This is a genomic window from Pseudoalteromonas sp. SWYJZ98, assembly GCF_015864495.1.
In the GTDB taxonomy this organism is placed as follows: Bacteria; Pseudomonadota; Gammaproteobacteria; order Enterobacterales; family Alteromonadaceae; genus Pseudoalteromonas; species Pseudoalteromonas distincta.
Genome location: NZ_JADYXA010000051.1, coordinates 1 through 22,512, shown reverse-complemented (window position 1 = coordinate 22,512; position 22,512 = coordinate 1). Strand labels below are relative to the sequence as shown.

19 protein-coding genes are annotated in these 22,512 nt (G+C 38.3%); 12 read left to right on the top strand and 7 right to left on the bottom strand.

Features of this window, described 5'->3' with window-relative positions; genetic code table 11:
- Positions 1–178: 178 nt before the first annotated feature.
- The 3 genes from I6F10_RS20340 to I6F10_RS18150 all read right to left on the bottom strand — a co-directional run bounded on the left by I6F10_RS20340 (position 179) and on the right by I6F10_RS18150 (position 2,294).
- On the bottom strand, positions 179–598 hold the full coding sequence (locus tag I6F10_RS20340; protein WP_231620005.1) for a cache domain-containing protein: 420 nt from the start codon (positions 596–598) through the stop codon (positions 179–181).
- Positions 599–645: 47 nt separating this feature from the next.
- Positions 646–1,347: a hypothetical protein gene (locus I6F10_RS20335; RefSeq protein WP_231620004.1), complete on the bottom strand. Its 702-nt coding sequence runs from the start codon at positions 1,345–1,347 to the stop codon at positions 646–648.
- Positions 1,348–1,865: 518 nt separating this feature from the next.
- Positions 1,866–2,294, bottom strand: coding sequence for an Lrp/AsnC family transcriptional regulator (locus tag I6F10_RS18150; RefSeq protein ID WP_002958609.1), 429 nt, complete (start codon positions 2,292–2,294; stop codon positions 1,866–1,868).
- Positions 2,295–2,488: 194 nt separating this feature from the next.
- Here I6F10_RS18150 and I6F10_RS18145 point away from each other — a divergent pair, with 194 nt between their 5' ends.
- From I6F10_RS18145 to I6F10_RS18130, 4 genes are read left to right on the top strand one after another with little or no spacing between them, the layout of a single operon-like run.
- On the top strand, positions 2,489–3,694 hold the full coding sequence (locus I6F10_RS18145) for an aspartate aminotransferase family protein (RefSeq protein ID WP_165744725.1): 1,206 nt from the start codon (positions 2,489–2,491) through the stop codon (positions 3,692–3,694).
- Between the two features lie 50 nt (positions 3,695–3,744).
- A complete protein-coding gene (gene astA / locus I6F10_RS18140) occupies positions 3,745–4,779 on the top strand; it encodes an arginine N-succinyltransferase (protein WP_138490431.1) in 1,035 nt (344 codons plus the stop codon).
- A gap of 7 nt (positions 4,780–4,786) precedes the next feature.
- Positions 4,787–6,253 (top strand): succinylglutamate-semialdehyde dehydrogenase, encoded by a 1,467-nt coding sequence (astD, locus tag I6F10_RS18135; protein ID WP_165744723.1) that lies wholly within the window; start codon positions 4,787–4,789, stop codon positions 6,251–6,253.
- A 35-nt stretch (positions 6,254–6,288) separates the two neighbouring features.
- Positions 6,289–7,092: a DUF1338 domain-containing protein gene (locus tag I6F10_RS18130; RefSeq protein ID WP_165744721.1), complete on the top strand. Its 804-nt coding sequence runs from the start codon at positions 6,289–6,291 to the stop codon at positions 7,090–7,092.
- A 71-nt stretch (positions 7,093–7,163) separates the two neighbouring features.
- Here the strand turns inward: I6F10_RS18130 and I6F10_RS18125 are convergent, their stop codons facing one another.
- The gene (locus I6F10_RS18125; RefSeq protein WP_002958615.1) at positions 7,164–8,444 is read right to left on the bottom strand and encodes a flavohemoglobin expression-modulating QEGLA motif protein; all 1,281 of its coding nucleotides are present in this window, start codon (positions 8,442–8,444) and stop codon (positions 7,164–7,166) included.
- 146 nt (positions 8,445–8,590) lie between these two features.
- Here I6F10_RS18125 and I6F10_RS18120 point away from each other — a divergent pair, with 146 nt between their 5' ends.
- The 7 genes from I6F10_RS18120 to I6F10_RS18090 all read left to right on the top strand — a co-directional run bounded on the left by I6F10_RS18120 (position 8,591) and on the right by I6F10_RS18090 (position 15,368).
- Positions 8,591–8,848, top strand: coding sequence for a DUF3081 domain-containing protein (locus tag I6F10_RS18120; RefSeq protein WP_008169639.1), 258 nt, complete (start codon positions 8,591–8,593; stop codon positions 8,846–8,848).
- On the top strand, positions 8,848–9,153 hold the full coding sequence (locus I6F10_RS18115; protein WP_002958617.1) for a hypothetical protein: 306 nt from the start codon (positions 8,848–8,850) through the stop codon (positions 9,151–9,153). The genes I6F10_RS18120 and I6F10_RS18115 overlap by 1 nt, the downstream gene beginning before the upstream one ends.
- Positions 9,154–9,561: 408 nt before the next feature.
- Entirely contained in the window at positions 9,562–10,137 is a 576-nt protein-coding gene (betI, locus tag I6F10_RS18110; RefSeq protein WP_010553010.1) for a transcriptional regulator BetI, read from the top strand.
- Between the two features lies 1 nt (position 10,138).
- The gene (gene betB, locus I6F10_RS18105) at positions 10,139–11,602 is read left to right on the top strand and encodes a betaine-aldehyde dehydrogenase (protein ID WP_002958619.1); all 1,464 of its coding nucleotides are present in this window, start codon (positions 10,139–10,141) and stop codon (positions 11,600–11,602) included.
- An 11-nt stretch (positions 11,603–11,613) separates the two neighbouring features.
- Positions 11,614–13,281, top strand: a complete 1,668-nt coding sequence (gene betA, locus I6F10_RS18100; protein ID WP_165744719.1) for a choline dehydrogenase — start codon at positions 11,614–11,616, stop codon at positions 13,279–13,281.
- 158 nt (positions 13,282–13,439) lie between these two features.
- Complete coding sequence (locus I6F10_RS18095; RefSeq protein WP_165744717.1) at positions 13,440–14,657, top strand: BCCT family transporter; 1,218 nt, start codon at positions 13,440–13,442, stop codon at positions 14,655–14,657.
- A gap of 9 nt (positions 14,658–14,666) precedes the next feature.
- Positions 14,667–15,368, top strand: coding sequence for a TorF family putative porin (locus I6F10_RS18090; RefSeq protein ID WP_024603578.1), 702 nt, complete (start codon positions 14,667–14,669; stop codon positions 15,366–15,368).
- 170 nt (positions 15,369–15,538) lie between these two features.
- Here I6F10_RS18090 and I6F10_RS18085 read toward each other — a convergent pair whose 3' ends face one another.
- From I6F10_RS18085 to fdxA, 3 genes are all read right to left on the bottom strand, one after another.
- Positions 15,539–17,293: a putative bifunctional diguanylate cyclase/phosphodiesterase gene (locus I6F10_RS18085; protein WP_442960913.1), complete on the bottom strand. Its 1,755-nt coding sequence runs from the start codon at positions 17,291–17,293 to the stop codon at positions 15,539–15,541.
- A 569-nt stretch (positions 17,294–17,862) separates the two neighbouring features.
- A complete protein-coding gene (locus I6F10_RS18080; protein ID WP_165744714.1) occupies positions 17,863–20,106 on the bottom strand; it encodes a carbohydrate binding family 9 domain-containing protein in 2,244 nt (747 codons plus the stop codon).
- A gap of 136 nt (positions 20,107–20,242) precedes the next feature.
- Positions 20,243–20,566, bottom strand: a complete 324-nt coding sequence (gene fdxA / locus I6F10_RS18075; RefSeq protein WP_002958626.1) for a ferredoxin FdxA — start codon at positions 20,564–20,566, stop codon at positions 20,243–20,245.
- A gap of 194 nt (positions 20,567–20,760) precedes the next feature.
- Between fdxA and I6F10_RS18070 the strand changes: the two genes are divergently transcribed.
- Positions 20,761–22,368 carry an NAD(P)/FAD-dependent oxidoreductase gene (locus I6F10_RS18070; RefSeq protein WP_165744712.1) on the top strand — a complete coding sequence of 536 codons (1,608 nt, stop codon included), beginning with the start codon at positions 20,761–20,763 and terminating at the stop codon, positions 22,366–22,368.
- Positions 22,369–22,512: the final 144 nt, after the last annotated feature.

The following is a 22,512-nucleotide window of genomic DNA, read 5'->3' as shown; positions in this document are numbered from 1 at the left end:
CGATGCCAATTCGAGACTGGCGAAATGCAATGAGTCGTTTTATCATTGAATTTGAGGAACGACTCAGCAAGCATATTTAAAATCTAAAAACGGGCAGTTACACAGAATCCGTTACAGGCTCTATAATGTTAGCTAAGCTAAAGTTCTAAAGCTTAGCTAACTTATGAAAGGTATCGAGTTAGTTACTCTTTTCGTTTGACGAATGGAGTGCTTTTTCTACATCAACACCTAAAATCAACACTCCAATATGACTATTATTATCATCTAAAACAGGAAAACTTAGCTGTACTTGAAAATGATGTGTTGATGCATCATATGTAACGCTATCAAAGTTATAGTCCTTTGACTGTTTAAATATTTTAGAAAACTTATTTTCATCTCCTTGCCAGTAATCACTTGTTAACTTACTTATTGCTATATTTTTTCCTTGGCTATCAGTCAATATAAGCTCAGTAACAACACCTTTAAACTGCGATTGCCATTTTTTAAATACCTTAGATAACGGTAAATCAAGCATAGTTAACCCATCAGCACGCCCAACGTGTTTACTTTCTTTTATCCAAAGCTGGTCTCGTTTCTTAATTTCAGGCTCACTCAAAGGAGACTCATTACTTATTTGAACTTCTTCGACTAAACTAGGTAAGTTTAATAAGGTTTTAGCGCTACTGTAGAGCCTATCAAGTATTTGCTTTTTTCACTTTTTGATAGTGAAAATGGAGCTTGCGCACAAGTATTTATATTTTCATCGAACTGCTGCATAAATTCAGGAAGGCGTTTGATAAGTGAATGCGAAGCAAATAATCCCAAAGGTACATATCTAAAAAATTCTTTTTGGTACTCGTCTTTATTAATCCCTAGCTTAGAGGCTGCTAATTCAAAATCATCTAAATCAAGTAGGATTCTATCAATCCGTTTATGGTGCATTACATTTACTATTTCTTCTAATGAATTTACTTCTACCTCAGCAATAATATTTTGAGTTTTAAACCAATTTGCTTGATAACTTCCTCTTACTGCACCATAAAGCATTTTATTTTTTGATTTATTAATGCTCTCTGGGTGAGTAAACCAGTACCAGCTTTCTAAAAAAATGGGGGATGATATACGTCCATAAGCTTTCATTTCAGGCATTAAATGGGTTGTGAAATATCCATCTAAGCGCTCTAACTTTACTTCTCTACGAGCACGTAACCATGGCAAGGTTTGTAGCTGGAAAGGAGCTCCCATTTCAAATAAAATACACTCGACTTGGTTGACTGCATTATTAGGTGCTGTGGTGGGTAAGTTTGTCCCAAACTGGAGAGGCTCAGTTAAACCTAACAAAAGAGTAAAAAGATATACGGGCATAATCCATTGCTAAATATTGTACAAATTAAAATAAGTATAGTCATGCTTATTAAAAAAGTATAAATTTTCCTTACAAAATTTTGTACCTTATCAATGGCTTCAATATTTAAACCTATGATTTATTGCTATTAACTTATAAAAAGCACGCTTAAACATTTAAATTAATGCATTTATATCTAGGGTCTGTTTATCATTGCGGATAAAAATTTGCTCACACTAGGCGCTATTTAATTGCGGCGCAAGATTTATAACCTAGTGTGCTCGATAACTGCTCCTGCGTTAATCTAATTGCTTATATCCATGTAAGAATAAGTAAAAACCTAGCAATGCTTCCGCGCCCTGCTCACGCCCCTACCCTACATCTATGTAGGCAACCAAGAGAAAATAGCGCCTAGGAAGAACCTTTTGGGGGCTGTTAATTTAACCTTGAAGGTTCAACAGACCCTAGCCTTTTTATTATTGACCTAAGGTATACCGAGTCTTCACTTAACGACTAAAAACAAAGGAACTACCCAACTCTAGCGCTTAAATTTAGTTTCTAAAATAACAGAAGATGTTGTGCGCTCCACCCCATCAAGATTTCCTATATCGTCTAACAAATGACTAAGCTGTTCTAAATTTTGAGCTTGTACTACAGCAATTAAATCAAACTCACCACTTATGGCATATAGCTGTGAAATAGCATCAATTTGCTTGAGCTCAATGTTTGTTTTAGTCGTTAATTTTTGTCTTACTTTTATAGACACATGAGCTGATACCATTTTACTAAGGTAGTCGTCACCGTAATCAACGCTGTAACCTTTAATCACACCGGTTTCTTCTAATTTGAGCATTCGGCTTTGTACTGTTGAACGAGATAAGTCAAGCATTCGCGCAAGATCAGAAATACTCGCTCTTGCATTTGTTTTTAGTACAGAAAGTAGCTTTTCATCTTGTGGAGTTATCATAATGGTAATTTTCTTCGTTATTTTGACTTTTATTTTAATCATTTTTCACAAAATAGCACTGCAATTTTCACTGCTAACCTTCGATAATGGCACCTAACAGGAATAATAACGTGTTTGCTGAAGAATAAAGGCTATATTCTTCTTTGAGTTAGCAACTAATCTTTTATCTAAGCCCATTAAATTTAGGTGTAAAAATGCAAGTAACAAGAGACTTATTTAACGACGTAATGGTACCAAACTATAACCCATCAGCAATTATCCCTGTTCGTGGTGAAGGTTCACGCGTTTGGGATCAAAATAACAATGAGTTCATTGATTTTGCCGGTGGTATTGCCGTTAACTGTTTGGGTCACTGTCATCCTGCATTAGTTAAAGCATTAAAAGAGCAAGGCGAAAAAATTTGGCATTTATCAAATGTTATGACTAATGAGCCAGCACTTCGTTTAGCTCAAAAAATGGTTGAAGCAACATTTGCTGATAAAGTTTACTTTGCAAACTCAGGCGCAGAAGCAAACGAAGCCGCGCTTAAGTTAGCTCGTCGTTATGCATTGGACGTATATGGCGTTGAAAAAACGCAAATTATTGCATTTAATAAAGGTTTTCATGGTCGCACATTCTTTACAGTAACTGTGGGCGGGCAAGCGGCTTATTCAGATGGCTTTGGTCCAAAACCTGCTGACATAGTACATTGTGATTTTAACGATATAGCGGCATTTGAAGCGCTGATCAGCAATAAAACATGTGCTGTTATGATGGAACCATTACAAGGTGAAGGCGGTATTATTTCACCAACAGATGAATTTGCTAAAAAAGTACGTGAACTTTGTACTAAACATAACGCGTTACTTATTTTTGATGAAGTACAAACGGGTGTTGGCCGCACAGGCGATTTATACGCTTATGAAGGTTTAGGGGTTGTTCCTGACATTTTAACAACGGCAAAAGCATTGGGTGGTGGTTTTCCAATTGGCGCTATGATCACTCGTACACCTATTGCTGAGCATTTAAAAATTGGTACTCACGGTTCTACTTATGGCGGAAACGCACTTGCTTGTGCTGTGGCCGAAGCGGCATTTGATACAGTAAATACACCAGACGTACTAAACGGTGTTAAAGAGCGCGAGCAATTATTCCGTGACGGATTAAACGCAATTAATGAAAAATACAACGTATTTAGCGAAGTACGTGGTAAAGGCTTATTAATTGGCGCAGTACTAAATGACAAATTTGAAGGCCGCGCACGCGACTTTTTAGTAGCCAGTGCTAATAATGGTTTGATGAATCTTGTAGCGGGTATGAATGTAATTCGTTTTACACCGTCTTTAATTATTCCGTTTGAAGATATTAAAGAAGGCTTAGCGCGCTTTGAAAAAGCCGTTAGCGACGTAGTAAACGGTTAATATAGTTTAAATTAGCACGCCTACTGGCGTGCTATTGGAGCAAGCAATAAATGCAAGTATTACGTCCTATTACTGCCAATGATTTTGACGCGCTTAAACAAATAGCGATTGAATCCGGTCATGGGTTTACCTCTTTACCTGTGGACGATACACAGCTTAAAGAAAAAATTGAACGTGCTGAAAAAAGCTTTGCCAAAAACATTAACCAGCCACTTGATGAAAGCTATTTATTTGTTTTAGAAGACAGTGAAACAGGTGACGTTATTGGCACAACCGCTATAGAAGCCGCAGTAGGTTTATCGGTGCCTTTATATCATTATCATTTGGGTAAAACAGTACACCACTCGCCTACTTTAAATGTATATAACACCGTTGATATTTTAAGCATGTGTAACGACTACACTGGTTGCTCAGAAATATGCACATTATTTTTGCGCGAAAATAGCCGTAAAGGCCTAACGGGTCGATTTTTATCTCGTTCACGCTTTTTGTTTATGGCTCAACATAGCGAGCGTTTTGCCGATACTGTTATCGCAGAAATGCGCGGTGTTAGCGACGAAGACGGTCATTCTCCTTTTTGGCAATGGCTACAAGAGCACTTTTTTAGTATCGAATTTCCACAAGCGGACCACTTAGTTGGCTTAGGCGATAAGGTGTTTATTAGCGAGTTAATGCCTAAATACCCTATTTATGTGAACTTGCTTAGTAAAAAAGCCCAAGCAGTGATTGGGCATGTGCATGAAAAAACAAAACCTGCGCTAAAACTATTAGAAAAAGAAGGTTTTGAGCACAGAGGCTACGTTGACTTATTTGATGCAGGCCCAACAGTTGAAGCAAAGCTTGGTAATATTCGCAGCATTCGCGACTCTCAAGTTTGCCCTGTTACGATTGGCGAGCTTGATCACATATCACAAAATAGCTCTGATACGCTGGCTGTATGTAATCAAGGCGTAAGTGGCTTTAGAGCAACATTTACCAAAGAAGCACATTACAATCATGCAAAACATACCCTCGTCATTAGCCAAGATGTGGCTAATGCGCTTAATTTAAGCCAAGGAGATGCAGCGCGATTTTTCCGCCTGTAAATAATTTATGAATACACACCTAATTAATAATCAGTGGCATGTGGGACTTGGTCCAGCATTTGAGTCAATCAATCCAAGTAATGGCGATGTTGTATGGCAAGGTAATGGCGCAAACGCCCAGCAAGTAGATTCTGCTATAAAAGCAGCCAGAGCTGCGCAATTACAATGGGCAGACAAACCGCTTGAAGAGCGTATCGCCATTTTAGAAAACTTCGCAGCACAATTAAAAGAACACAGCGAAGAATTTGCTACTATTATTGCACGCGAAACGGGTAAGCCATTATGGGAAACCCGCACCGAAGTGGGCGCAATGACAGGCAAAGTAGCTATATCTGTAAAAGCGTACCATGAGCGTACAGGTACAACTGAAAACCCAATGCCCGGTGCTAAAGCGTTTATTAGACACAAACCGCATGGCGTTGTGGGTATTTTTGGCCCGTATAACTTTCCGGGGCATTTACCAAACGGGCATATTGTTCCTGCAATTTTAGCCGGTAATACCGTTGTATTTAAGCCATCAGAATTGACTCCGCACGTTGCAGAATTTACCCTCTCACTTTGGTTAAAAGCAGGTTTGCCAGCGGGGGTTATTAACCTTGTCCAAGGTGAGATTGAAACAGGTAAAGCGCTTGCTTCTCATAAAGATATAGATGGCTTGTTTTTTACCGGTAGCTCAAACACAGGCCACTTATTACATAAACAGTTTGCAGGACACCCTGGCAAAATTTTAGCACTTGAAATGGGCGGCAATAATCCTCTTATTGTAAAAGATGTGAGTGATGTAAGCGCTTCTGTGCACGATATTATTCAATCAGGCTTTATTACCTCAGGCCAACGTTGTACGTGTGCACGTCGCTTATTTATTGAAAAATCAGCTAACGGCGATGCTATTTTAGAAAAGCTAATAAGCGCAACTAAAAACATAGTTGTAGACGACAGTTTTGCTACAGAGCAGCCTTTTATGGGTGCAATGATAAGCGAAAAAGCAGCACTGGGTATGGTTGCCGCGCAAAGTGAATTAGTCTCAAAAGGTGCACAAATCCTTGTTGAACTTAAGCAATTAAAACCAGGCACAGGTTTTGTAAGCCCGGGTATTATTGATGTAACAAGCATTACTGACATGCCAGATGAAGAGCATTTTGGACCGCTAATTAAAGTGTATCGTTATACCGACTTTGACAGCGCAATTATTGAAGCTAACAACACAAGCTTTGGTTTATCTGCAGGTTTACTTAGCGACAGTGAAGATGACTACACTCACTTTTTAAAGCGCATTCGTGCCGGTATTGTTAACTGGAACCGCCCTATTACGGGTGCCTCTAGTGCAGCTCCATTTGGCGGTATTGGCGCCAGTGGTAATCACAGAGCAAGTGCATACTATGCCGCCGATTATTGCGCATATCCTGTAGCATCTGTGGAGTCAGACAAAGTGAGCTTACCGCAAACCCTAGCGCCGGGCTTAGTAATTGAATAAGCAATAAAACCAAATTTTAGATTTAAGGACTTAACATGCATACTGATGTAAATACATTATTTGAGAACCTTTGGGAAAACTATTTAAACGTAACTCCATCGGCAGATAAAATTCATGACCTTTTAGGTTCAACGCAAAAAGATGACATCATTAACGATCATATTGCGCTGCGTACATTTAATATAGAAAAAGTGAGTCTTGAAAAGCTCGCCGCTCACTTTTTAGCAATTGGTTACAAAGAATGTAGTGAGTACCACTTTGAAGCTAAAAAACTTTACGCAAAACACTATGAGCATAGCGATCCTAATCAGCCAAAAGTATTTATCTCTGAACTATTAGTAGAAAAATGCTCGCCAGAGTTACAAGCCATCGTGACAGATATGGTAAGTCAAATTGACGAAAGTGCAGTTACAGCAGACAACTTTTTATATTCAGGCACGCATTGGCAAGTAAGCACCGATACTTACAAACAACTGCTAGCTGAAAGCGAATATGCAGCGTGGATGTCGGCGTGGGGCTACCGCGCCAATCACTTTACCGTAAATATTAATACGCTTGCTAAGTTTGATAACATTCATGATGTTAACCAAGCCCTAAAAGATGCTGGCTTTTCGCTTAATACGTCAGGCGGCGAAGTTAAAGGCTCACCAGAGGTGTTACTAGAGCAATCGTCAACACTTGCTGATGAATACTCTGTTACCTTTAGTGACGGTGATATGAGCATCCCTAGCTGTTTTTATGAGTTTGCTATTCGTTACCCTAAAGCCGACGGTGAGCTTTATACTGGTTTTGTTGCAGCCTCAGCTGACAAAATATTTGAAAGCACCAACGCTCGATAGCAAAACCTAAAGTACTTTATTTAAAAAGCCCGTTATGGGCTTTTTTTATGTCGGTAAGTTATGTTGATTAATTATAAAAATAACGGTTTATAATCGTTTTCTAACTTTTCAAACGACAAGTCGCCAATAAAACGACCGAAGCTCAACCAAGTTGCCAAACCGCGTAAATCTTTAAAGTGTGGTGGCACAAATTGTGGACTCTCTATTACACCTAAATCATGAAGCTGCGATATTAATCTAAAATCATCTATTGATATTTTACCTACCAGTAATAAAGGGAGTCTATCTATTCGACCAAGCTGTATTGCAACGCGTATTAAGTTATAAACCAATACAAAGCCTTTAATGTAGGCAATATCTTTTGTAAAAGGCAAACCTGTTGGCGTACTGCCTCTAAATACACGCTGCGCTAATGTGTAACTGTCATCTTTTGATAAACCCTGCGCTACGTAATCACGGTAAATATCTACAAACTCAGCACCATCAATTACCTTTGTAACAGCTTGAATACGATTTACTAATTTAGATAAACGCCTTGGGGTCGATTTTAATGTAATAATTTCGGTAAGGACCGCTAAGCCTTCTTGGGTAATAGTGGAGCTAGGTGTGCCTTTACTTAAACATGTTAAATACGGCTGTGCTAAACCATTTTGAGTGGTACCTACGTGTATCCACCCTTCGTGAACTTCTAAGATATCAAGTTCACGCTGCGAAAACTTAACATCTTGATTAAGCTTTATATTATTAGCACCTGCGGCTGCATCACTAACAATACCATCGCTAAGCATTACCTCTACGTTTATGCCTGCCATACTAGCGGTTACTTGCTCAGACAAAATACGCACTGCATCAACAGCATCAATATTTTTAGGGTCGTCAGGCAGTATGTCGGCTATAAGTAAATTTTGCAGCGGTTTATCTAGCATATTAGCTAGCTCAGAAAGTGAGGGCTCACCGGCATGAAATAAATCTTTAGGGTGACCAAATAACTCCACCGATAAGTCATGAAACTCTGGCGTTCCACGATACTCAAGCATACTTAATACTGTTTTATACTCTGTGCACATTTTTCCCATGTATTGAGCTATGGGATTTAACTGCCCCAATTGGTTAATAATGTTACGGTGCAAAGTAGAAAACGCTTGGCGTAACTCGCTAGGTACAAAACCAAGATCGCGCTGTTGATAGTATGCACGATCGATCAGTGGATTTTTTTGACATTTTTGTCTAAAAAACTCCTCTTTAGTTTGTTTATCCCAATTAATAGCATCGAGTATCCTAATTGGCGTTTGCAATGCAATTAATTGATCCGATAACTCACGAGTTTTTAGTAGTAACGCCTTGTCTATCATGCTCTAAGCTCAACAATAAATGAGTTTTGAGCATAATTTAAAAAAGCGAAATTACAAAGTAATATCACACTTTTTTAGCTATTGTTTTTAAGATGATCGACCCTCATATCTATATCGTATTAGCTTTTTAATAAAAGGTATAAAACATGAAAAACGAACTCGACAATAAACAGATTTTAGCCGTATATGAACGCATAATTCAAAAAGGTGAAATGACTGATGAAGGCAAACATTATCAGGGAGTTACTGCATATTCAGACGTAGACGGTTACACCGTATATCTACAAGGTAGCGGCGTAGAACTGCGTTTTGGTTTTCATAATACTTACCACCTTGACTACGAACATGAAAAGCATAAAGACGACTTTTTGAAAAAATTATATAACATTGCAAACGAGAGCTAATGCACCCACGAAAACTAAGACACCGCCCGACCAGTAAGCTCAATACTACTTTTATTAATCAAGTAGTAGAAGAGCTTAAAGCTAATCCAAGTAAAGTCTCTATTATTCAAGACAACCTAGAACAGTACCGTTCTCAAACTCATTTAAAGCGTGGTTTTTTACTGGCTATAGAGCGCTTTGATTGGGTATTTGAAGCAAGCAAAGATATTGATTTCATTTGCCAGCAAATTTTAGCTGATGACTACATTGGCAATAGACTAAGACGTTACCCCCTACTTTTTAAAGGCGTTATTAATAATGCCTGACCTTCAATACCAACCGCTTTAAAACGATAAAACCACAAATTTTACTCTCTATATAAATTTATTAGAGCACTAAGCAATTGCAGGTTTAGTGCGCTTTTGTATCAAAATAATACTATTAGTACTCTAACTATTATTGCTCTAATGGTTTTTTGACATTTTATTCATTTATTGCTGTAAACAAATCATTACTATTATTTAATTTCAAAATTAAATTCACAAGCCCTTGTTTTAAATAAAATAAAACAAAGTAAAACCTTATCTTCTTTATCGCATTAGTTTCGCTTTTATTAATGATTAATCTACATTTTGGCATCTAGATATTTACTTCAGCCTTGAATTGTTAGAGCTATTACCTTAAGCTTATCTTTATTGAACGTTCAATTAATAAAAATTATGCCTAAAGTCGGAATGGAACCTGTCAGACGTCAGCAGCTAATTGACGCGACTATAGAGTCAGTTGCAACTAATGGACTACAAGGCACAACTATAAACAGCATTAGTAAAAATGCCGGTTTATCGTCAGGCATTATTAGTCATTATTTTGGTGGTAAGCAGGGGTTAATTGAAGCCACTGTTAGATACTTACTAACAAGCTTAAAACAAGGCTTGATAAGTAAAGTAAATAACCAAACGAATGCCATTGAACGTTTAATGATTATTATCGAAGCCAACTTTGCGCTTGTACAACAGCGTAATGATACAACCCGAACGTGGTTAAGTTTTTGGGCGCAATCGATGCATGATGAAGAATTACACAGACTACAAAACGTAAACAGTAAACGCTTGCAAAGTAATTTAGCATTTTCTTTTAAGCAATTAATGCCTATTGAGCAAGCAAAGCAAGCTGCAGAACTTAGCGCCGCGATGATCGATGGCCTATGGTTAAGAGCAGTACTGAGTAAATCAGACAATAATCAGTTTAAACACAGTGAAAAGTTAGCAAAAAGCTATGTACTTTCACTTATCAAGCAATATGGAGCCTAGCGTGACTACACCTGTCTATCAAAATTTCATTAACGGCCATTTTCTAGCAAACCAGAGCGGCAAAACATTTGATGTAACAAACCCAGCAACGGGTGAGGTTATTTACGCAGTAGAAATTGCCGACGAATTTATTCAAAACGCAGCCATTGCCAGTGCTAAGCAAGGTTTTGCGCAGTGGTCAGCAATGACACCTATTGAACGTAGTCGTATTTTATTAAAAGCAGTGGCTATTTTACGCGAGCGCAACGATGAGTTAGCACTTGTAGAAGTACTCGACACGGGTAAACCAATGCAAGAAGCAAATTGTGTTGATATTGAAACCGGCGCTGATGTAATTGAATACTTTGCAGGTCTTGCGCCAGCACAAGTAGGCCAACAACAAATGGTTGGTGATGACTTTTACTACACACGCAAAGAGCCATTAGGTATTTGTGCGGGTATTGGTGCATGGAACTACCCACTACAAATTGCATGTTGGAAGTCGGGCCCTGCCCTTGCAGCTGGTAATGCATTTATATTCAAACCATCTGAAGAAACACCACTTGGCGCTATTAAACTTGCAGAAGTGTTTGTTGAAGCTGGTGTGCCTGCAGGTGTGTTTAATGTTGTTCAAGGCGCGGGCGATGTAGGCCAGTGGCTAACGCAGCATAGCGATATTGATAAAGTATCGTTTACGGGTGAAGTGGGCACAGGTAAAAAAGTAGTAGCAAGTGCTGCCGGTACATTAAAAGATGTCACGATGGAACTTGGTGGCAAATCTCCGCTATTAGTATTTGATGATGCCAACATTGAGCAAGCAGTTAGCGCTGCTATGTTAGGTAACTTTTATACGCAAGGCGAAATTTGTACTAACTGTACACGTATTTACGTTCATAAAAATGTATATCAGCAGTTTATTGATGAGCTTAAAGCGCGCACTGAGAAAAATATTATTGCTGGCGACCCACAAGATTTAAATACTAACTTTGGCGCACTTATCTCTAAAAAGCACCAAGAACTAGTGATGAGCTACGTTAATAAAGGCATCGAAGAAGGTGCAACTCTATTAACTGGTGGTACAACGCTTTCACCTGAATCTGCACCTAATGGCTATTTTGTAGCACCAACTGTGTTCATTGATTGCAACGACGATATGACAATCGTTAAAGAAGAAATATTTGGCCCTGTAATGAGCGTGCTTGTTTTTGACGACGAAGACGATGTTATTGCACGCGCTAACGCAACCCACCTAGGCTTGGCCGCAGGCGTATTTACTAGCGATATTAAACGTGCGCACCGCGTTATTCATAAGTTACAAGCTGGTATTTGTTGGATTAATGCATACGGTAACTCACCTGCTGAAATGCCAGTTGGCGGTTATAAACAATCGGGCATTGGCCGTGAAAATGGTATACAAACTCTTGATCAATACACGCAAACTAAGTCTATTTATGTTGGTATGGCCGACATAGAAAGCCCATTTTAAGGCGCCTTACTATGAGTAATCATTACGACTATATTATTGTTGGCGCGGGTTCGGCGGGCTGTGTTTTAGCAAACCGCTTATCTGAAGATTCAAGTAACCGCGTGTTACTACTAGAAACTGGCGGTAGCGATAAAAGTATTTTTATAAAAATGCCAACCGCGTTATCTATTCCTATGAATAGTGACAAATACGCATGGCAGTTTCATACCCAGCCCGAGCCTCATTTAGATAACCGTGAAATGCATTGTCCTCGAGGCAAAGTATTAGGCGGCTCGTCATCTATCAACGGCATGGTATACGTACGTGGCCATGCAAAAGATTTTGACGAATGGCAGCAACACGGTGCAAACGGCTGGGATTACCAATCGTGTTTACCGTATTTTCAAAAAGCAGAAAGCTTTTATCTTGGTGAAAATACTTACCGTGGTGGCAAAGGCCCGCTTGGCGTTAATAACGGCAACGAAATGAAAAACCCGCTTTACCGCACCTTTATCAAAGCAGGTGTACAAGCCGGTTACGCGTCTACAGATGATTATAATGCATCGCAGCAAGAGGGTTTTGGCCCAATGCACATGACTGTAAAAGACGGCGTGCGCAGCTCTGCTTCGCGTGAGTATTTAGACCCTGTTAAATCGCGTAGTAATTTAACAATTATTACAGGTGCACTAGCACAGCGCGTGATTTTAGATGGTAAAAAAGCCACAGGCATTGAATACAAAGTAAATGGCGACGTTAAAACAGCACATGCTGCAAAAGACGTAATATTAAGTGCAGGCCCAATCGGCTCTCCACATATTTTACAACTCTCTGGTATTGGTGATACTCAATCGCTTGAAAAAGCAGGCGTTGAAGTACAGCATCATCTACCAGGTGTAGGTCAAAACTTACAAGATCATCTTGAGTTTTACTTTCAATACAAGTGTAAGCAACCTATCACGCTTAACGGCAAACTAGGCATTGTTTCAAAAGGGTTGATTGGTGCGCGCTGGTTATTAACGCGTTCGGGTTTAGGTGCAACGAATCATTTTGAATCGTGTGCGTTTATTCGCTCAAAACCAGGTGTTGAATGGCCAGATATTCAATATCACTTTTTACCAGCGGCTATGCGTTACGATGGTAGAAGTGCATTTGCAGGTCATGGTTTTCAGGTACATGTGGGTCATAACAAACCAAAAAGTCGCGGTAGTGTCACTATTGCTTCTGCGAACCCTGAGCAACCACCAACCATTTTATTTAATTACCTTGAACACCAAGACGATATTGAAGGCTTTAGAGCGTGCGTTCGCTTAACACGCGACATAATCGAACAAAGTGCCTTTGATGAATACCGCGATGAAGAAATTCAACCAGGTAAACATATTCAAACAGATGAAGAAATAGATGCCTTTGTACGCCAAGCCGTAGAAAGTGCCTACCACCCTTCTTGCTCATGCAAAATGGGTGAAGATGATATGGCCGTTGTTAATTCAAATACGCAAGTACATGGTATTGAAGGACTACGTGTTGTTGACTCATCTATATTCCCAACAGTTCCTAACGGAAACTTAAATGCGCCTACTATTATGGTTGCTGAAAAAGCAGCTGACATAATTTTAGGTAAAGAACCATTACAGAAATCGGATGTGAATGTTGCCATAACAACAGATTGGCAAGAAACACAACGTAGCTCGGAGATCTAATTTTAGCCACATGCTCAGGTTTAGCCTCGTAGGGCTAAACCGTTGCGTGCCTTGCAGTGGCACACGATGTAAATAGGTTACGTTGTGTTAATGCGAGAATAAAACAATAAAATACGGAGTGCTTATGAATTATTTTTATTCATTATTGGAGGGTAACAATGACTATTTGGCTTAATGCAGGCATCATTTTTACCTTACTTGCTATTATCACTATTTTAATTAAATGGGGTAATGTTCGCGTAGTAGGTGTAACACCAGTTAGAACCTTTACGTTTATAGCAATACTATTTACTTCTGGCCTTGATGTTGGCCTAATTATGTTTCCTTTAACTGAGTTTGCAGGTTATGCAGACATAAAAGCAAGCCCAGAATACGCGTTTGCAAATCCACTGGCTATTGAGTTTGGCTACTGGGGATTTTTGATCTGGGGATTTTACTTTCTTACGTGCTTTTATTTCTGTGTAATAGAACCTAAAGTGAAATTTTTCGAAATTCCTTGGGTTAAATTTATCAATAACGTTGTAATTATTGGTACATGTGCATTTACCGCTTATTTACTGCTTACAAACCTACCATGGTATTTACCCGTATTAGGCGATGGAACAAGTATAGTTTCTGAGTTTTATTTAATTGTATTCGCGGCTATTTGTTTTGCTGTGTACTCAAGTACTGACATTAAATATGTACGTATTTTAAGTATCTCTACTACGTGGTTATTCTTAGCCTTAATCGCCTTTATGTGGGCTGGCGCATTTGTAATAGGTGATAGTCAAATGTCAGCATTTACAGATAACTTAGGTTCTATTGGTACTTACTTTGCAAACATTAATGAATTTGTTTTACCGCTTAATGATTACCATGAGTTTTACTTATTCTGGTGGTTTGCGTGGAGCATAATGATTGGTCAATTTACATCACGCTTTGTTGGTGGACTTAAAACATACCAAGTATTAGCTGCAATGTTGATTTTCCCTTCTATTCCTATTGCGATTTGGTTTAGCGTACTTTATCACTACCATGAAGCGGGCATCCCAACTCAAGGTATTAAAAACTTCGCTATGGTATTTGTAGGTATTGTATTTGTAATTAACTCACTTGATTCGTTAGTGCGTTTATATACAGATAACCTAAACTTTACCGTAAAGCGTTTTGGCAAAATGAAATACATAATCGGAAATGTTGTTGCTCTATCATTACTTACACTATTGTTTAAATTAGAATTTTTACAAATTCAGTGGGTAGGCGCATTAGTTATTGGCTTGTTCTTTATCTGTGCAGCTTTTATTGGTTACAGTAAATTTAAAACAGTAACGAATATAGATAGCTCACCAAAAGCAAACGCAATTGATTACACAAAAATAGACACAGTACACTAGAGATTAATAATGAATAACAAACTAAAACAACTTGTAGTAGCACTACCATTTGCACTTTTATCAACAACTGCAGCAGCTGATTGGTCAACAACAATCACTGCGGCGTCTGACTACACTTTTAATGGTGTAACACAGACCGATAGCGACCCTGCAATTCAAGGCAGCTTAGATTATGCCTTTGATAGTGGTGTTTACGCTGGTGTTTGGGCTTCAAACGTAGATTTTGGTGACGACACTGATTTTGAGCTTGATGCTTACTTAGGTAAATATGTACAACTTGATGAGCAATTTAGCGTTGATTACGGTATTGCTTATTACACTTATCAAGGTAATAACAGTGACGGTAACTACGCTGAAGCTTACACTAAGTTTGGTTATGCAAGTGAATACGGCCAAACTGAGCTTAACTTTTGGTATAGCTGGGATTACTTTGGAACAGGTGCGGGTCATGTAATTTCAATGGTTGCTCACACTTATGAACTAGCTCCAAATCACGCACTACGTGCAAGTTTTGATATTTCAAACTCACTTGATGGTGAAAAGTGGGCTTGGGATACAAACCAGAAAAAATCGTACAAGCACTACCGCCTAGCTTATCAAACAAGCTACGAAGGTTTTGGTATTGAAGTGGCTGCTGAAAACACTAGCTTAGATTACGATTATGCTGATGAGCGTATTGTACTTGCTGTTTCACGCACATTTGATCTTTAATACAATAATTACTTATTAAACAAAAAATGCCACTCTATTTAGAGTGGCATTTTTATTTGTAAAATAACTAACTAACTAACTAACTAACTAACTAACTAACTAACTAANAACTAACTAACTAACTAACTAACTAACTAACTAACTAACTAACTAACTAACTAACTAACTAACTAACTAACAATATCCCACGCACTTGTACCCGATGCAGAAAGATTACTGGTGTTATTACGTAATACTTTATTGCCTACATTAGCTGATGACTCAGGTCGGCTTACTAAATACCCCTGAACAGAGCTCACCCCCATTTTTTTAACAAGCTCAAACTGCCCTATTTCTTCAACGCCTTCAGCTACAATTTTAAGGCCCAGCTTCTGTCCAAGTTCACTAATTGTATTTAATATATCATTGTATTTTTGGCTTTTATTGGCTTGAGCTATAAACGAGCGATCAATTTTAATAACATCAATTGGTAAATCCGCTAATGTACTTAACGAGCTAAAACCTGTACCAAAGTCATCAATTGCAATAGTGATGCCTTCTTCTCTTAATCTACTTAGCTCTTTGATTATTCTAGGGCTGGCTTGAATAAATGTTGATTCGGTAATTTCAAGCATTAGAGACGTCGCCGGTAAGCCGGTTTTTTTTAGCTTCTTCATTATCCAATCATAAATATCACGGTGCTTTAACTGAATGCCCGAAACGTTAACTGATATTTTTACTTTGCGCATACCTGCATTATGCCATGCGGCCATTTGCCGACACGATTCAAGCATAATCCAATCGCCAAGCTCTAATATTAAATTAGACTCTTCTGCTATTGGAATAAATTCTGAAGGTGGGATCATACCCTCAACTGGGTGGTCCCAGCGTGCAAGCGCTTCAAAATAATCAATCATACAATCTTCAACATGTACAATTGGCTGAAAAGATAAGTAAAAATCTTTACACGCGAGCGCTAAACGCAATTCTTCGAGTAAATAATGATAACGGCGCATTTTGTTACCCATTTCTGGCGAGTAAACTTTAAATATTCCTTTACCATCGCTCTTAGCTCTGTACATAGCAACATCAGCTAATTGTAAAAGTGCTTGTGGGGTTGACGCACTTTCTGGGTAAGCCGCGATACCAATACTGGCACTAATTTTGACTATTTTATTGCCAAGCACAAAGTCTTTTTCAAGCTCACTTAGCACGTGCTTCGCTATGTCAACAACTCTGTCGCTATCATCAAGTAGTTCTATAAATATGGAGAATTCATCTCCACCTAATCTTGATAAGTTTTGCTCTAATTGATTAGCGCTATTAATATTACTTAACTTATGGTGACGTAAAACATTTGCAAGTCGACTGGCCACTTGAACTAATATTTCATCACCAAAACTGTGGCCAAACGAATCATTTACTTGTTTAAAGCCATCCAAGTCGATAAATAGAAGCGCACATTTGAGATCTTCCTGATTAGCATGATTTATTTGTCTGTCTATGTGTTCAATATATGCATGGCGGTCAATTAACTGCGTCAGTTTATCTTGACAAATACTTGTTTGAGTTTGTTTTACATAATTAACTACATGTGAATTTAAGCTATTTATAGATTGGCTTAAGCTGCTTACACCCATAGGATTCTCTGGTGGCGTAACTTGTAAATTAAATGCCGTAAGTAAACTATTGGCTTGGCGGTTAAGCTCCGCTATTTGATTTTTATAATGACGTTTTCTACGTTCTCTACGTAAGTAGATACCTGAGCCAAATATCAATATACATAAAAATAAAAAGTTCATGGGTGATGCGAGCGTCATCATGATTAACTTATTAGAATCAGCTGCTACAAATTGGGTATCAGTGGTTTTGATAAGTAAAAAATCAGCTGTTGGCTGCTCAATTATATAATGGCCATTTAAAATGGGATTATACCAAGGAGCCATATCAAGGGAGGTATTCGTGATCTCGAAACTTCGTATATCAATATTAGTCTGAAATAGATTTATACGGTTGATCTGATTAGTTAACTCTATGTTTATGCAGAAACAAAATAGAACTATGATTAAGAAAATAAAACCGAGCGGCTTAAGTTTATTCATAAAAAAAATCCATCTATTTTGCTTCTCCTATCAAACCTATTACCAAAAACGGATTATATCGCTTGCATTTAGTACTACGCAAGCATTGATATAATCCTAAGCCATTAGAATAACAAAAAATTGTAACTATAATGGATTAACTAACTATATCTACATACTAGTATAGGTGGGATTAATAAAAATAAAAAAAACGTTTTAATTGTTTAAAATTTAATACATTCGGTATATAAGCTTTGTCGTTTTTTTTGCCGCATTAATCTATGCCTCACCACTACAGCTTTAAGTACTTATATTTACTCAACCTTTATCGCATTTGCTCCGCTGTCGTACATCATTTAAAAATTATTCTTGCGCATGATGCATTGCTACTCAAACTAGTTAAAAATCATCGCTAGTACTGTTATTATTAAAATTTAAAGCTGCCATGCATAGCTAACTTTTGTAAATAAGGTACGCTGATCTCGCTCAATATTTTTAAGTGAATCGTCTTGGTAACCTCTATCTGAGTAACCCAAATAAAACAGTGTTTGCGCATTAATTTTATATGAGTAAACAAGCTGACTACCATAGTCTTTGTTAATTTGGCTAACTTGATAAAAGTAGGCATTTTCGTCTCTATCAATATCTTCAAATTGTAAAATAAGCTTAAGGATTGAACGCATACTAAATTTATAATGAAGCCTAAAATCAACTAAGTTAGCTGTAAATACACGCTCCCCTTGTGGGTTATCTAATTGGCTGTAGTTATATTTTACATCGAGCTGCCAATGGTCGTTAATGTCCCACACCATTTGGGTTTGGGTGTCAAACGCGTCGCCTAATTGCTCATTTGCATAATCAATGCGGCTAGCGTATTCAACATATAATGATAACTTTAAATCTTTAGTGGGTTTAAAGCCCGTATAAATGTAACCAATATTTTGATTATAAAAATTGTCATTATAATTTTCATAACGGTGTACTAAACCAATTTCAAAAATAGATTGTTTTTGGCCTTTAAAACTCAAAAAGCCTTCGTATTCTTCTTCAAGTAAGTCGCCATTTTGCGCCCACGTTTTATCCCAGCCAGCTTCGTATGACCATGAGGTAAGTAAATCAGACTCATCTCTGTACCATGTTTGTCCGCCACCAAAGCCTACTTTTTCATAATCGACTTTAGCTTGATAACCTAAATCAGTGCGGTAGTCCTGCCCAATATTTTCATAAGATGCAAATAATTTGTAATCACGTTTATCGCGGGTAAATTCTAGAGCATAAGCTTCATCTGATTGAGTTTCAGATAAGTTATAGTTTTGAATTAAAAATTCAGAGTTACGAGTATCAGCAGATGACACTTGATACAAAAGAGTATCCGATTGATTAAACCAGTAGCTACCATCCACTGATAATACAGTGTTGTGATAATCATCACTTTCTCTGTGCGTGCTTGAAATACCAATAGTACCTTGCTGACCTAAGTCATATTGATAACGCCCTGCGGCTGCATTCGTTTTTTCGTTTAAGCTTGCAAAGCCAGAGCCCTGATTCGTTGGCAGTAAAATATTACTATTGTCGTCATCAGCTAGCATTAGCGCATAACTATGATCACCCGTTTTACCCGTCAGCTTTGCACCTAAAGTAGGCTCTGCAATTGTACGTGTATATAAAAGCTCAAATAAGCTACTTTTAAAGTAAGAAGCACCATCTAAAAAGAAAGGACGTTTTTCAGCGTAATAAATTGAAAAGGTTGTATTTACATCAAGCTCTAAAGAGTCAGTTTCTACTTGCGAAAAATCAGGATTAATTGTCGCGTTTAAAACAGCATCTTTTGTTAAACCCCAGCGTAAATCTAAGCCCACTTCAGTATCTATATCACCCTTATCCCAATCACCTGGCAACGCGGATTTATTATCGTTACGCAGTGTGGTTAATGTAGGTGTTAATTGGATATTTTTACTTGATTCAATGTCACTAAATCCAACTAACTTATCAAACTGGCAAAGGCTGCATTTCACATTTCTATCAAACCCCATATTTGATAGCTGATATAGCACATCACGTTGGTAGTTTCTCATTACAGAAAAACCCCACGTTAGCTCATTTTTATTTTCAGGAAAACGCAGTGCTTTAAAAGGAATACGCATTTCAACAACATAACCTTTGTCGTTAATTTGTCCTGCGCTATCCCAAATAGCATTCCATGAGGTATCAGAACTCCACCCATCGTTGTCGGTCATTCGTATATCGCCTTGCGCGCCCAGCGGGTTAACATGGAATTCATAACCACTGCGTTCATCATTAAATGTATCAATAACAAGAATAACGACGTCGTCTTCCCATAGCGTATCGCGGTCACGAAGTGATGCACGAATTTGCTCAGGGTTAGGATCCTCAGCAATAAAACCAACATATAAGTTAGTGCCATCTTCGTAAATAAAGGCATCAGTTTTTACAGGAGGAGTGCCTTTTTCGTTAGGCTCATCTTGGTAGAGTAAAGATACACGTGTTGCATTTTGCCAGTGCGCTTCATCCATAACACCATCAACGGTGATATTTGAATCAATACGGGATAAGGATACTTGCTGTTTTTTAGCCGCTACATCAAGGCTTGAAAGTAATAAAGCAAAACTTAAAAATAGGAAGGTAAACTTTTTTATTATAGTTATAAAGTACTGCATAAACATCCATTTAGACTGTAATTACTCATAAGGAGCAACTTAAGCTGAGGATTGTAATTTATCCAGGTACATTTGTTAATACTTTGAAATTAAAAATTAACTATTTAATGATATAGGAGTAACTAATTGTTATGTATTATGTTTCGAGTAGTTTAAGCTTATCGTCTATGCCATTCCATACATCAGCGTCCTCTGGTGCAGGTTTAACCTCTGTAATGCGCGGCCAGACCAGTGCAAGTTCAGCATTTAATTCAGTAAACTCTTTTTGAGACTCTGGTAGCTCATCTTCTTGGTATATCGCATCAGCTGAACACTCAGGGACACATAAACCACAATCAATACAATCAATCGGGCTAATTGCTAAAAAATTAGGGCCTTCAAAAAATGCATCTGCTGGGCACACTGATACGCAATCGGTGTACTTACATTTTATACAATTTTCGGTGACAACAAACGCCATACTATTTTAATACCTAAGATTTTGAACAACAGTTGTGGATCATACCCATCCACCCCAAAAATACAATAAATAAGTGCCATATCAGGCTATTTTAACGTAAAATGCGCGCCTAATGTTTGCACACTCGTTGTGCCCTGCATCCCCTTATTGTGAGCGGTAATAATACCCCGCTATGACACCTAAAAGAGATATAAATGATACGTTTAACCGAAATAAAGCTGCCACTTGATCATGACGAAGACGCAATTGGTCAAGCAATTGTAAATAAACTAAAAATCCAACCTGAACAATTGCACAGTTTTAATGTGTTTAAACGTGGTTATGATGCACGTAAAAAATCAGCTATTTTACTTATTTATACACTCGATATAGAAGTTGATAACGAAGCCGAGCTACTCGCAGCATTTGAAAAAGACCAGCATGTAAAAGTAGCACCAGACACAAGTTATAAATTTGTAGCCCAAGCTAACAATAATATCAAAGAGCGCCCTGTCGTGATTGGTTTTGGTCCTTGTGGTTTATTTGCGGGCTTATTACTTGCTCAAATGGGCTTTAAACCCATTATATTAGAGCGCGGTAAAGAAGTACGTGAACGTACAAAAGACACGTTTGGCTTTTGGCGTAAACGCACACTTAATACAGAATCAAATGTACAATTTGGTGAAGGTGGCGCAGGTACATTCTCAGACGGTAAGTTATACAGCCAAGTAAAAGATCCAAAGCATTATGGCCGAAAAGTCATTACTGAATTTGTAGAAGCAGGCGCACCCGATGAAATTTTATACGTAAGTAAGCCACACATTGGTACGTTTAAACTTGTCACCATGATTGAAAAAATGCGCGCTCGTATAATAGAGCTTGGCGGCGAAATTCGCTTTAGCACACGTGTTGACGATATTCATTTAGACGACGGGCAAGTAACAGGTTTAACGCTTTCAAATGGCGAGCAGCTAAACACTCGCCATGTTGTATTAGCCGTTGGCCACAGCGCACGTGACACGTTTGATATGATCCACAAAAAAGGGATTTATGTTGAAGCAAAGCCATTCTCAGTCGGTTTTAGAATCGAACATAAACAATCAATGATCGATGAATGTCGTTTTGGCACAAATGCAGGAAACCCAATTTTAGGCTCTGCCGATTATAAACTTGTGCATCACTGCGACAATGGCCGCACGGTTTACAGCTTTTGTATGTGCCCAGGTGGCACAGTAGTCGCGGCAACCTCTGAAGAAGGCCGTGTTGTTACCAATGGTATGAGTCAATATTCACGAAGTGAGCGCAACGCTAACAGCGCTATTGTGGTAGGTATATCACCAGAGCAAGATTTCCCTGGTAATCCACTTGCTGGAATAGACTTACAACGAAAACTTGAAGAGCAAGCGTATAAGCTTGGTGGTAGCAACTACGATGCACCAGCGCAGTTAATTGGAGATTTCTTAAAAGGTAAATCATCTGCAGACTTAGGTGAAGTACAACCCTCTTACACTCCTGGGATTAAGTTAACTGACTTGAGTAAAGTGTTACCACAATTTGCAATTGATGCCCTTCGCGAAGCGATACCAGCGTTTAATAAACAAATTCGTGGTTTTTCAACTAACGACGGTTTATTAACCGGTGTGGAAACACGTACTTCGTCGCCTATTAGTATTAAGCGTGATAAAACATTCCAAAGTATTAACACCAAAGGGCTTTACCCTGCAGGTGAAGGCGCAGGTTACGCTGGCGGTATTTTATCAGCGGGTATTGATGGTATTAAAGCAGCTGAAGCAGTCGCACTATCTATGTTAGAAAACGCTTAAACCTCTTTTTTAAGCTGTTTATCGGTAGTGTTTAGAAATCTGTGTCATTTCAGTATTATTAAGAAAACAGGAGTGACACATGACTCAATCTTTCGATTTCAACAAAGCATTAGCTGAACTTCAAGCTGGTAAAGGTCTTACTGG

Bases quoted from the DNA above. Each gene is read 5' to 3' on its own strand.
- I6F10_RS18070 (WP_165744712.1), top strand. From the start codon at position 20,761: ATGATACGTTTAACCGAAATAAAGCTGCCACTTGATCATGACGAAGAC.
- I6F10_RS18095 (WP_165744717.1), top strand. From the start codon at position 13,440: ATGACTATTTGGCTTAATGCAGGCATCATTTTTACCTTACTTGCTATT.
- astD (WP_165744723.1), top strand. From the start codon at position 4,787: ATGAATACACACCTAATTAATAATCAGTGGCATGTGGGACTTGGTCCA.
- I6F10_RS18115 (WP_002958617.1), top strand. From the start codon at position 8,848: ATGCACCCACGAAAACTAAGACACCGCCCGACCAGTAAGCTCAATACT.
- I6F10_RS18130 (WP_165744721.1), top strand. From the start codon at position 6,289: ATGCATACTGATGTAAATACATTATTTGAGAACCTTTGGGAAAACTAT.
- fdxA (WP_002958626.1), bottom strand. From the start codon at position 20,566: ATGGCGTTTGTTGTCACCGAAAATTGTATAAAATGTAAGTACACCGAT.
- I6F10_RS20335 (WP_231620004.1), bottom strand. From the start codon at position 1,347: ATGCCCGTATATCTTTTTACTCTTTTGTTAGGTTTAACTGAGCCTCTC.
- I6F10_RS18145 (WP_165744725.1), top strand. From the start codon at position 2,489: ATGCAAGTAACAAGAGACTTATTTAACGACGTAATGGTACCAAACTAT.
- I6F10_RS18150 (WP_002958609.1), bottom strand. From the start codon at position 2,294: ATGATAACTCCACAAGATGAAAAGCTACTTTCTGTACTAAAAACAAAT.
- I6F10_RS18125 (WP_002958615.1), bottom strand. From the start codon at position 8,444: ATGATAGACAAGGCGTTACTACTAAAAACTCGTGAGTTATCGGATCAA.
- I6F10_RS18120 (WP_008169639.1), top strand. From the start codon at position 8,591: ATGAAAAACGAACTCGACAATAAACAGATTTTAGCCGTATATGAACGC.
- I6F10_RS18085 (WP_442960913.1), bottom strand. From the start codon at position 17,293: ATGGCTCCTTGGTATAATCCCATTTTAAATGGCCATTATATAATTGAG.
- I6F10_RS18080 (WP_165744714.1), bottom strand. From the start codon at position 20,106: ATGCAGTACTTTATAACTATAATAAAAAAGTTTACCTTCCTATTTTTA.
- I6F10_RS18090 (WP_024603578.1), top strand. From the start codon at position 14,667: ATGAATAACAAACTAAAACAACTTGTAGTAGCACTACCATTTGCACTT.
- betI (WP_010553010.1), top strand. From the start codon at position 9,562: ATGGAACCTGTCAGACGTCAGCAGCTAATTGACGCGACTATAGAGTCA.
- betA (WP_165744719.1), top strand. From the start codon at position 11,614: ATGAGTAATCATTACGACTATATTATTGTTGGCGCGGGTTCGGCGGGC.
- astA (WP_138490431.1), top strand. From the start codon at position 3,745: ATGCAAGTATTACGTCCTATTACTGCCAATGATTTTGACGCGCTTAAA.